This is a genomic window from Candidatus Nitrospira salsa (genome assembly GCF_965152625.1).
Genome location: NZ_CBCUCO010000002.1, coordinates 140,067 through 151,817, shown reverse-complemented (window position 1 = coordinate 151,817; position 11,751 = coordinate 140,067). Strand labels below are relative to the sequence as shown.

Annotated in this window: 10 protein-coding genes; all 10 read right to left on the bottom strand. The window is 46.3% G+C overall.

Features of this window, described 5'->3' with window-relative positions; genetic code table 11:
* Positions 1-114 precede the first annotated feature (114 nt).
* The gene (locus tag ACWQXP_RS02565) at positions 115-933 is read right to left on the bottom strand and encodes a CheR family methyltransferase (RefSeq protein WP_454061273.1); all 819 of its coding nucleotides are present in this window, start codon (positions 931-933) and stop codon (positions 115-117) included.
* Positions 934-1,027: 94 nt separating this feature from the next.
* A complete protein-coding gene (locus tag ACWQXP_RS02560) occupies positions 1,028-1,519 on the bottom strand; it encodes a DUF420 domain-containing protein (RefSeq protein WP_454061272.1) in 492 nt (163 codons plus the stop codon).
* A gap of 531 nt (positions 1,520-2,050) precedes the next feature.
* A complete protein-coding gene (locus ACWQXP_RS02555) occupies positions 2,051-2,590 on the bottom strand; it encodes a c-type heme family protein (protein ID WP_454061271.1) in 540 nt (179 codons plus the stop codon).
* Positions 2,591-2,937: 347 nt separating this feature from the next.
* Positions 2,938-3,513: a c-type heme family protein gene (locus tag ACWQXP_RS02550; protein WP_454061270.1), complete on the bottom strand. Its 576-nt coding sequence runs from the start codon at positions 3,511-3,513 to the stop codon at positions 2,938-2,940.
* Between the two features lie 95 nt (positions 3,514-3,608).
* Positions 3,609-6,596 (bottom strand): methyl-accepting chemotaxis protein, encoded by a 2,988-nt coding sequence (locus tag ACWQXP_RS02545; protein WP_454061269.1) that lies wholly within the window; start codon positions 6,594-6,596, stop codon positions 3,609-3,611.
* Positions 6,597-6,605: 9 nt separating this feature from the next.
* Positions 6,606-7,127 carry a chemotaxis protein CheW gene (locus tag ACWQXP_RS02540; RefSeq protein WP_454061268.1) on the bottom strand — a complete coding sequence of 174 codons (522 nt, stop codon included), beginning with the start codon at positions 7,125-7,127 and terminating at the stop codon, positions 6,606-6,608.
* Between the two features lie 105 nt (positions 7,128-7,232).
* A complete protein-coding gene (locus ACWQXP_RS02535; protein WP_454061267.1) occupies positions 7,233-9,338 on the bottom strand; it encodes a chemotaxis protein CheA in 2,106 nt (701 codons plus the stop codon).
* A gap of 363 nt (positions 9,339-9,701) precedes the next feature.
* Complete coding sequence (locus tag ACWQXP_RS02530) at positions 9,702-10,073, bottom strand: response regulator (RefSeq protein ID WP_454061266.1); 372 nt, start codon at positions 10,071-10,073, stop codon at positions 9,702-9,704.
* Positions 10,074-10,183: 110 nt separating this feature from the next.
* Positions 10,184-11,326 (bottom strand): methyl-accepting chemotaxis protein, encoded by a 1,143-nt coding sequence (locus ACWQXP_RS02525; RefSeq protein ID WP_454061265.1) that lies wholly within the window; start codon positions 11,324-11,326, stop codon positions 10,184-10,186.
* 110 nt (positions 11,327-11,436) lie between these two features.
* A complete protein-coding gene (locus tag ACWQXP_RS02520; protein ID WP_454061264.1) occupies positions 11,437-11,721 on the bottom strand; it encodes an STAS domain-containing protein in 285 nt (94 codons plus the stop codon).
* Between the last annotated feature and the right edge of the window lie 30 nt (positions 11,722-11,751).

Below are 11,751 nucleotides of genomic sequence, written 5' to 3'. Positions count from 1 at the left end.
GATGATTGACATTCTTCTCAGCAGATTTTCAAAAATGTGCAGAATGACTATCTGTGGGACACTATCCTGTGCCTGCCGTTTGTCACCGATCCCACCGAGGACAGTTTAGTTTTATCATTCCGTTTTTTGATAAATCGTCGGCGCAATATAAGTAAATTCGTGCTCCACCCACTGCAGACTCTCAGAATGCCCAATGAAGAGAAATCCGCCAGGTTTCAGGTATCGATAAAACTTACGGACAAGACGGGACTGTGTCTCGCGGTCAAAATAAATCATGACATTTCGACAGAAGACTACGTCTAACGGAGTGCGAATGGGAAAGGTGTCATCCATCAGATTGATACGGCAAAAACGCACAACATTCGCGATATGGGGTTTGACTTTCACATAGTTTGCCTTTTCGCCTTTCCCCCTCAGGAAATGTCGATGTACCAATTCTGGTGCTAGGCCTTCGATACGTTCGTCTTCATACACACCAGCCGCCGCTTTTGCCAGGACGCGAGTCGAAATATCAGAAGCCAACACCTTAAAACTCCAGTGTGAAGGATTTAATACTGAGTCGTACAACGTCATGGCAATCGTATACGGCTCTTCTCCCGAAGACGACGCGGATGACCAAATTCGAATTTGGCGCACAGCAGCTAATGTTGGAAGGATCTTATCTCGAAGAAAATCAAAGTGAACCGGTTCCCGAAAAAAATCAGTTTTATTCGTTGAGATGAGATCTAACAAGTTGGTTAATTCTTCTTGCCCAGCATCACCACGCACATAATCAAGATACTCCTGATACGATGACAACTCTAACGTCCGAAGACGTTTTCCGAGTCGTGAAACAATCAACGTCTTTTTATCTCCACTCAGCGTAATCCCGACCTGCTCATAAATAAATTTTTGGAATTGACTATATTCGGTATCAGTAATTGTTACATTCATCGTTGCTCACCGATTAGACATTGCTTAGTGTCGTTACGTATCTTGTCATTCTTCTTTCCAGCCTATCACGTACCTTCTATCATTAGCGTAATGGCTACTGACTCGGCACCCACCGAAACAACATGACGTACACAACATATGCCGTGACAATTGTTCCAGAAAATGTACCGACTAAGACCTTGCCTTGCATTCGATGACGACCCACACCATTGACCATAGCCCCGACTCCTGTTCCGAATCGAAGACCTGTGAGGCCGGTATAGAGATTCGCGATTCCCAATCCGATCGTCGTAACGGCTAAACTCGTATGAATAACAAGTACCGGAATATAATATTGCCAATATTCCTCTGAGGTCCCGAGGAATTGATCTCGTCCGAACATCACTTGTTTCGTGACATATCCGAGAAGCCATACTCCAACCAACGTGCATGCCGCGATCATCCACTGGGCATGCTGCGGCACATTATGATGTTTGGCTGCACGCGCGCCCCACAGTGCCATCAGATAAGCGACAGTCATGGTCAACAGAACGCCATACCACATCACATCATGAGCGTTCATTGAAATAATTTGAGTTACAGACATAGACTGTGGCTATACAGACCAACACCGGTTATTCCGCGTAACCGGAAATTCTCTGGAAGCATGTGAATGCTTTATCTTTATCGGTCAGTATCAATAAATAATGAACGATCTCAACTGATGATCAGCAAAGACGAGAAGAGCTAAATGGAGGAATGAAAAAGGCTAGAAAACCGAAATATAGGCGACGGTGGGTGCATACCGCTCGCAGGGTTGAAGGAGTTGCCAATGGTGAGACCTGAGAGCCTCTGAAGTGTTGACTATAGGTCGCCTAGCAACATAGGACTACGCCTCAAGCATCGGAAAGTTATACACGCATGGATTCTCTGACAGCAATTGAACTTGTATATCACGTAGTGGATATCAAAGTTTAGCGACTTGGTATTCTACCGATTCGGTATTACTGAAACGGCCTTAGCTACGATGAAATACTTTCTCAGCAGAATTGTACTCCTCATAGATTTTTTCAAAAAAAGAGCGTAGGGGAATGTCTCTTCCCCTACGCTCTTTGTACTAACACCTCTTTTGGGTACGCTATTTCATCCTAACGACGATCGCACCCATAAAATCACCCTTTTTCCAATCCTTCTTAGTTGTTTTAGGATGTTGATTATGACAATCGGCACAACCATCAACGATCGCAAAATCGGCAGACATTCCAATCGTTTGCCCACCATCCTCAAAAGTTACAACATCTTTTTGGCCACTCGCAAGTTCTTTAAGTGCTTTTTTTTCAGCATCAGTCTTCGGCGAATTCGTGGGGTAGAGAGGATCTGTTCCCACCAATCCTAATTCAAAACCCTTTACCTTCGAACCCACGGCTTTGACAAACTGCGCTGGCAACATCACCGAATGGTCGGCCTTCGCCCAATCTTCATTGGGCTTCACCCCGCCTTTTTTCGCGTTACTAATAATGTCTTGCACATACACCGTCCGTGCAGCTTTTGCCGTTGCGAGAATAAATTCGGCAGCCTGGCCTTTGCTGATGTCACCTGCCTGAACAGGTAAAACCAACATGACAACCCAGACCGTCACGGCACAAAACCCAGTCGAAAATCTCAACCAATTATTCATAACACTCCCTCCATTAGAGTAAAAATGATAATAACAGCTAAGAAAATACCCCTAGATCAATGTGCAGGGTAGCTCTCCGAGTGAAGGAAGTCAATCATGAGGAAAATGACGAGAATGATCGTCAGAGTTTAATCGTGCAAAAAACCAGTGAATACGAGCCGAAAGACGCGAAGGGTAAGCCGTAAAAAAAAGGTGAGGAGTCGTGACCACGTATGCCCTACTCCCCACCATTTCCCTTGATTCTCTTATAGCCGTTCCAATTAGTTTCCGTACGTATGAAGCGATGTTTCGCGCTGAGTTGACTTATTTTAAGCGACTGGAAGTTAATTAGATTCGCTGTAATGAACTTACCCCCGCATACGGATGATAATGGCTCCCATGAAATCACCTTTTTTCCAATCACGTTTTTTGGTGTTCGGGTGTTGATTATGACAATCGGCACAGCTTTGAGAAATAGCAAAGTCTGCAGACATCCCTTTATACTGCGTCCCATCTTGAAAGGTCACCATGTTCTCTTTCCCGCTTGCCAGCCGAGACAACATCTCTTTTTCCGTCGGAGTCTTGGGTTCGTTGCTTTTATAGAGTGGATCCGTCCCAACAAGCGATAATTCATAGCCTTGAATTTCATATCCTAACGCTTTGACGAACTGTGCCGGCAACATCACCGCGTGATCTTCTTTGACCCAGTCTTCCGAGGCTTTCATGCCAGACGCTTTGACTTTGCGGATGACACTTTGGGTATAGATTGTGCGCGCCGCTTTGACGGTGGCCAAAATATACTTCGTCATGGCATCTCGATCGAGTTTCGTGTCTTTCGTCATCGCGGCTTGTCCACTTGAAAACATCAAAGCCGCGCCAGCAACAAGTGTTATCATGATACTGCTCATGCCAATCCAACGTTTCATTGGTAGTGTTATTCTCATCAGACTTCCTTTCTATATGCGTATCGTTAGGAGTGACGCGTAAGGAATAAGAATGCTCTGCAATCTTACTCCTCACATTTCATACTGGATATTTTTTAGAACTCTTCAAAAAAATCATCATCTCGTTGCCGACGGTCATGTCCATTGCCAGAACCCACTCCTGCCGTCTCCGGTTCAGGCGAAGACTTCGATTTGCTCGATCCCGATACTGACTTCGCTGTCTGGACAGAATTTTTCTGTTGACCACCTGAAGACTTTGACGTTGCCCGAGTACTCGCCACACGAGTCGATTGGAGATTTCCCAACCCCACCTTCGAATCACCAGCTCCAGAGTCATCGGTCTTGAAAAAGGCCACCTGCGTCAACAGTTCTCCCGCTTGCTGCCGCATTGACTGAGAGGCCGAGGTGGTTTCTTCCACTAAAGCCGCATTCTGTTGCGTGGTTTGATCCATTTGAATGACGGCCTTATTGACCTGATCGATACCCGCCGCCTGCTCCTGCGAAGCTGCACTGATTTCAGAGATAATATCGGTTACTCGTTTTACAGAATTCACGATTTCTTCTAAGGTTTGTCCAGATTGATTCACAAGGTCACTTCCGTCTCCAACCTTTTGAACCGATTCATTAATCAACGTCTTAATTTCCTTGGCTGCTGTAGCTGATCGCCCAGCTAGGTTTCTGACTTCTGACGCGACCACGGCAAAGCCACGACCCTGCTCACCTGCTCTAGCCGCTTCAACTGCCGCATTCAATGCCAAGAGATTTGTTTGGAAGGCAATCTCATCAATCACGTTAATAATATCGGCAATTTTCTTACTGCTCTTATTGATTTCACTCATCGCTTCGACTGCTCGTTCCGTGACCGAGCCACCCTTTTCTGCCACTTCGCGAGCCGCCACCGCTAATTGATTAGCTTGCTTGGCATTATCCGCATTCTGCTTGATCGTCGACGTCATTTCTTCCATCGAGGCGCTCGTCTCTTCCAATGCCGAGGCCTGTTGTGAGGTCCGTTGCGACAAGTCTTCGTTACCACTGGTAATTTGCTGTGACGCTGTACTCACACTATCTGCGCCTTCTCGAACTGCGGAGACAATACCAGTCAGATTTTTGATGGCGGTATTCAAGTTTTGCTTGATCTTGTTAAACTCGCCTTCATAATTCCCATCCATGGTTTTGGACAAATGTCCTTCGGAGAGAGATTGAAGAACCTCTGTGGCTTCTTTCAAAGGCGAAACAATGGCGTCAAGAAGACGATTGACTCCCGTTGAAAGGCTTTTAAAGAATCCTTCAAACTGCTCTGCATCAATACGATTTGATAAGTCCCCGGCCGCAGCGGCTCCAATCAGTTGATCGACCTCTTTTTCTGCTTTCTTTTGCGCCGTAATGTCTGCCCATTCGAGAACATTACCCAGATATTCACCGTCGGCAGACATAATCGCTGCCGCATTCAGATCCAACATCAATGGTCCAACTTGAATTTCAACGCGATGAGGAAGATTTCGTGGGTCATCTAATAATCTCCGTTGATGCGAGGGATTCTTGTGATATTGATCGATATTCGACCCAACCATTTTTGACGCGTCAAACCCTGGTATCCCTTTCTGAATGTCGCTTTCATGTTTTTTCAGAGTCTTAGCCGATGCATGGTTTTGATAGATCACTTCATAGTTCCGATCACAGACCAACACATTCGTACTGGCATTATCTAAAGCTGTCTTAATTCGTGACATCTCATTGGCGGCCTGTTGTTGCTTGGTAATGTTCCCTTGAATTTCCGACGCCATCTGATTAAAGGCATCTCCCAATTGTCCGATTTCATCTCTGGACTTCACATCTACCCGAGCATCGTATTCACCGGAAGCCATTTTTTCAGCAGCCGCTTGGACTCGAACAACCTGTTGTGCCCCTTTTCTTCCGACAAACCACCCGATCGGAGCAATGACGGCTAAGCAAATCAATCCGGTTTGCATGACACTTGATTGCACGCTATTGGCATCGGACAGAGCTTCCTCTTCAGGCACGCGCACTATAATCGCCCAATTCATTCCGGGAAATCCCATCGCTCCTTTCAAATGCGTGTAGCCCGCGACTTGATTTATTTGTTTTCTTGCATGAATTTCCGTCACATTCCCCGTCTTTCCAGCAATGGCCTCTTGAGCCGCCATCACCCCTTTTTCAACAAGGTTCGCTTTCATCAATTCATCAAAATTTCGAACGACTTCCTCAGAGGAATGGGTGCCTGGATCATAATCAACGAGCACTCGTCCCCTGGAATCTAATAACGTCACTTCGGATCCTGGAAATCCTTGAGACTTCAAGGCTCTGTAGGTATCTTGAAACATCTTCTCAACCCCTCGCATACTAGTCCGATTCGACCAATACGCAACCACTTCTCCATTCTGGCCATAAACCGGAGCTGAAAATCCCATGACATAGCCATCTTTCCCAGTCGCTTTCGCAACGTCTGAATCCAAATGGGTATCCTCAATAAACGTTCCTGTCACGGTGTCATTTCCTGGAGCGGTAAACGGCTGCTTCGTCGTGTACTCGCCCATGGATAAGGCCTTAAACCATGGTGACTGACTATAATTTTGTTCAAAAATGAATTGACTGTTAATCGGGTTGCCTGCAGAATCCGTATTGTTCACCGCGATCACATCGCCTCTGGTATCCACCATGATCAATAAGTCATAGATCCCATACGCCTGGGCATATTTATTCATGACCTGACTCACGGTATTGTACGGGGTCGGGTCATACCATTGAGAGATTCTGTGTACGGCATCGTTGTACCCAAAAGCCTGGACATCTCCATATCGTTCTGCAAGATTTCGATCAATTTTATTCGCTAAATCTTCTGCAGCCGTCGCAAAACGAAGCCCCACACCGGCCTTCATATCCTCACCAGCATTGTAAGCGATCAACCCGACGGCCGACATGGGCACGACTCCAAACACAAGAAATAACGTCACCAACTTTGCGGCTATCCCCCAACTCAGAAATGTCTGCATCATCTGTTTCATGGCACCCTCACCCCCTCGATTTCGTTGTGATTGGCTCGTTTCACCATACAGAGTTTTCATATGTATCTCTTATTCCTTTGCTTCTCGCTCTGACCCACCTGACCTGATCGCCTCCACTTCCGTTTCAGCCATGACCCGATCAATATCAAGCAAGGTCACGAGACGATCGTTAGTATTGCCAATTCCGGAGACAAACGTAATATCGGCCCGCTTCCCCAGCTCAGGAGGCGGTTGAATATCTTTGCTTGCCAATTCCAAGACGTCTGACACCGCATCAACCAAAAATCCCATGACGCGTTCCTGGACATTGACGACGACAATAACCGTAAACGCCGTGGGTTCGGTGGATTCCATGTTAAATTTCAATCGCAGATCAATGATGGGCACGATTGTCCCACGAAGATTCAGCACACCCTTAACATAAACTGGCGTATTAGGAATTTTCGTCACCGCGGTGTACCCTTTAATTTCCTGAACTTTTAAAATATCCACACCATAGTGTTCTTCAGCTAAATCAAACGTCAGATACTGTTGGCTACCGACGTTTAATCCATTTTGACTTTCCGTCACTTCTGCTTCTGCTGTGGACATGGGATCCTCCTCTAGGAATAATGAGTCGTGAAAAAGAAGACGTGCGGATCGATAGTCCTGGCAATCTCTGAATTTTCACGTATGACTTGTGTCGCGTTCATGTATTCAGGCTGCGACCACTGAGGCCATTTTCGAAAGTTTGACAAGACCCGGGACATCCAGAATCAAGGCCACTTGACCATCTCCTAATATCGTCGCCCCGGATATGCCTTCAATTTTCCGAAAGTTCTGCTCAAGACTTTTAATCACCACTTGTTGTTGACCGGTCAGTTCGTCGACAAATAATGCGATGCGCTTTCCTTCGGCTTCAACGATGACTAATAAGGCTTGTGCAGGATCGGTAAATTCAGGTTGAGCACCAAACAGTTCATACAGCCGAACCATTGGCACCCATTCTCCTCGCAAATTAAACACTTCACCCTTCCCAACCACGGTTTGCAAATCTGACGGTTTTGGGCGAATGGATTCAGTGACGGAAATAAGAGGAATAATATAGTTTTCATTGGCGACGCGAACGGTCATTCCGTCAATGATGGCTAAGGTTAACGGAAGTTTCAGTTTTAATTTCGACCCTTGGCCCTCAGTCGATTGGATGCTTACACTCCCGCCTAACGCTTCAATATTCCGTTTCACAACATCCATCCCGACGCCACGACCGGAAACATCGGTGATCTTGTCTGCCGTAGAAAAACCAGGACGAAAAATAAGCTGCCAGATGTCATCATCGGAGAGTTGGTCAGCATCAGCAATGAAACCTTTCTCAATCGCTTTCTTGAGAATTTTTTGCTTATTCAGTCCACGACCGTCATCTTCTACGCCAATACAAATATTGCCACCGTCATGAAACGCGTTCAGCCGAATAGTCCCGAGTTCGGGTTTTCCTGCTGCAACTCGGTCTTCCGGACCCTCAAGACCATGATCGGCAGAGTTTCGCACGAGGTGAGTCAATGGATCGCCAATGGCTTCAATCAGTGTTTTATCTAATTCTGTCTCTTCTCCAGACATCAGCAATTGAATTTTTTTCCCGCTTTTCCCTGCAAGATCACGAACCAATCGCGGGAATCGATTGAAGGCCGTGGCACCAATGGGCACCATCCGTATCGACATGACACGTTCTTGCAACTCACGCGTATTCCGCTCAAGTTGAATAATGCGTTCTTGGAGAACAGGCAATTGACTCATTGTAAATTTCTCACCAAGATCCGTAATCATGGATTGGGTAATGACCAATTCCCCAACTAAATTGATTAATTTGTCAATTTTTTCTGTATCCACTCGAATCGAGGCACCTTCACCTTTCTTCATTTGCTGTTGCTTGGTGAGCGCCTGATTGACTTGTTGCGGTGTGACACTCTTATGATCGACTAATATTTGACCTAACGGCTTCTGCGCAGCCAATGCCGTTTCAATTTGCTTCGGCGACGCAGCACCTTCCTCGACAAGAATTTCACCAATGGTCTTGTAGCCCTCGGTCGTATCTTTCACACTATCCGTGATTGTGAGTTCACTGCCATCTCGGACAAAATCAAATACTTCATCGATATCCTGAAGTGGCTTCTCTGTTTCAATGTCGATTTTCCAAGCCAGATAACAACATTCCGCATCCATATCCTCCAACGGAGGAAGAGCATCTGTCTGGACCGTCATTTCTCGCACGGTTCCAAGTTCCTGTAGTTCTCGGAATAACTGTGCAGGATCCAACCCTCGCTGAAACAGTTCAGGTAGTGGCTTCCAAGAAATTGATACTGTACGATGACGTGATAAAGAAGCTTCGTGGCTAACGATGGCCTCACTGATCGAAGGAGATGACTCATCAACCGTCTCACCATTACAGCAGGCGACAAGCTGCTCTTCTATTTCCTGAATCGCCGCTTCATCATACGAATCGCCACCACGTGCAACTTCTAACAATGTTTTCAAACCATCCAATGCCTGCAAGAGAAGATCGATGATCTGTTTCGTCACCACCATTTGACTATTGCGAAGCTTATCCAAGATATTTTCCATCTTGTGGGTCAAACCACCAATCGCAGTAAAATTGAACATTCCCGCATTGCCTTTAATGGAATGTGCCGCACGGAAAACCCTATTCAATAAATCAAGATCGGTCGGCCGCTGTTCCAAATCCAATAATCCAGTCTCCATCGTTTCAACGTGCTCAGCCGATTCTTCAAAAAATGAATCTTGAAAATGAGAAAGATCAACAGCCATGATGAACCTCTAGATTCATGAGTGGAAAAATGTGAAGAGATGGGTCAAGCCCAGCTCCCCTGCACCACAATGTGATAATTCCCAACAGGTTGCGCTTGATATATGACCAAATCTTCTTGGCATGAGCATAGATGGCTGCAAAAATGTCGGCGTGTCATCTGTATTTTCTCTGTGCGCCCTGGAACGGATCTCGATGATGAGGAAGGTCTTTTTTGAGTGGACTGAACTGACTCTTTCAAAGGATGAAGGAAGATACGGAGAAGCAAGCAAGGGAATGGCTTGACATCTCTACCGCATGCGTTGAATGAATCATTGTTGATCACTCGATGCACGTCGGTTATGTAATGTATGACGCCACTCACTTTATGCAGGCAGCACCTTTCCAATTGTGGCTAACATTTGCTCAGGATTGAAAGGCTTGACGATCCAGCCCGTTGCCCCAGCACTCTGTCCTTCTTTTTTTTTGTCGGCAGCCGACTCAGTCGTCAGCATCAAGACCGGTGTAAACTTATGTGCCGCCATACCTCGAATAGCTTTAATGAGAGAAATGCCATCCATATTCGGCATATTCAAATCGGTGATCACGAGATTGGGCTTGGCCCCACCGTTGAGCTTCTGCACGGCTTCCTGACCATCCCCAGCCTCCACCACTTCAAAACCTGCCCCCTTTAAGGTGTATGTCACCATTTGCCGCATAGAGACTGAATCATCAACCACCAATACCGTCTTACTCATGGCCTACCTCACTTCGGTTAATTTCGCTCTCAGACATACTCTGCTCAATCCCTCTCACATGTTCACTCTGACTCACGCTTACCGAACAAATCATTTTTTTCATTTTGGTTTTAAAACAAGGTCACACTGTCGTCTTTCGACGCCGTCGCCGTTCCAACGACAACGGTCTCTTGCCCTTTTTTGGCCGCTTTCAACAACATACGCTCTGACTCCATCGTATATAAACTTTCTAATTCTTTGAGACGATGGAAGATTTCGTCTGGAAACTCTGTGGAGTCATCGTTTCCTTGAAACTCTCGTAATGGACCATAAATGAGTTCTAGTGGTTGATAGACATGTTCTAACTTTTGCCGCGTGATGTCTTGAAACTGCATGGACATCACAATTTGGGAAATGTCACTGCCCAATTCTTTTGCTCGTCCCGTATTGACGGCCATATTGTCTTTAAGTTCCTGATTCTTGCTGACCATCACTTTGGTCATTTCCATGACACGATGTTGAGCCTCGAGCGTGTCTGAAATATCAATAGCTACCAATGACTGCAATTCATTCATGGCAGACTCCGTTGTCTCTTTCACTTCAGTGGCCAATGTGCGAATCTGCTCAGCAGCTTGTCCTGACCGATTGGCCAGCTTGGTAACTTCATCGGCAACAACAGCGAATCCTCTTCCATGTTCTCCAGCTCGTGCGGCCTCGATCGCCGCATTGAGCGCTAAAAGACGTGTTTGATCGGCAATAAATTCAACTTCTTCGACCACATTCGCGATACGCGATGTGGTTCCCACAGCCTTTTCCATCACGGGAACTGTGCTCATGGTAATCTGGGAGGTCGAGGTAACCTGAGCCACAAACATGTCCATAGTCTTTTTCGTCTCATTCAAGATTGCCTCCACTGAAAAGTCCGTTCCTGAGGAATCGATCGCTTCACCAGCTACTAATAGGGCTTCGGCTTCGGATGCTTGCTCACGAGCACGGGTCGCGATTTTTTGAAATCGCTGAATAAGACCAGAGGCCGCTTCTTCTGTCTCTTGAATCACCGATTTCATTTGTCCGACAAACACGGGAAGAAGTGGCGTAAGTGCTCGGCCAAAGGCTTGCCAACTTTTGGAAACATGTATTTCTTTTTCCAATGCTTCATGCGATACGTGTTCATCACAACGAGACGAAGACTCTGAGGGGTTTCTCTTTCCGACGTATCCCACGAGAACGCCTGTACACAATGCACCCAGTACCCACCACCAGCTTGGGCTCATTGCCCACCTCCATTTCTGGAGAGAGATCCAAAGCTTATGATGTGGAGTATGAAGTGATTGCGATTGACATTCGTTCTCATCAGTTCTCCTCCTCCTAATTGTCGTCTCTCTTATTTCTCAAGATGCTTGACAAAATGGGAACACCCAATCCCTGCAATCTTTTCACGTAAGCTGGCAGTCATCCCTGTCATCGCCAAGCGGCCATCATGAGAGGCCGCAATCATAAGTTGAATACCTGAAGAGTCCACTCGCTCAACCCCAGAAACATCGAGTTCCAGGGGGCCTTCATGCTTCGACAACGCTAATAAGGCTTCACGAAACTCTGCGGCTTCAAAGATCGTGAGATCGCCTTCCGGATGTAACACATGCCGATCTAACTGTTCGGTCACTTCCATGTTCGACTCCATCAGAAAATTTGGCTTTGA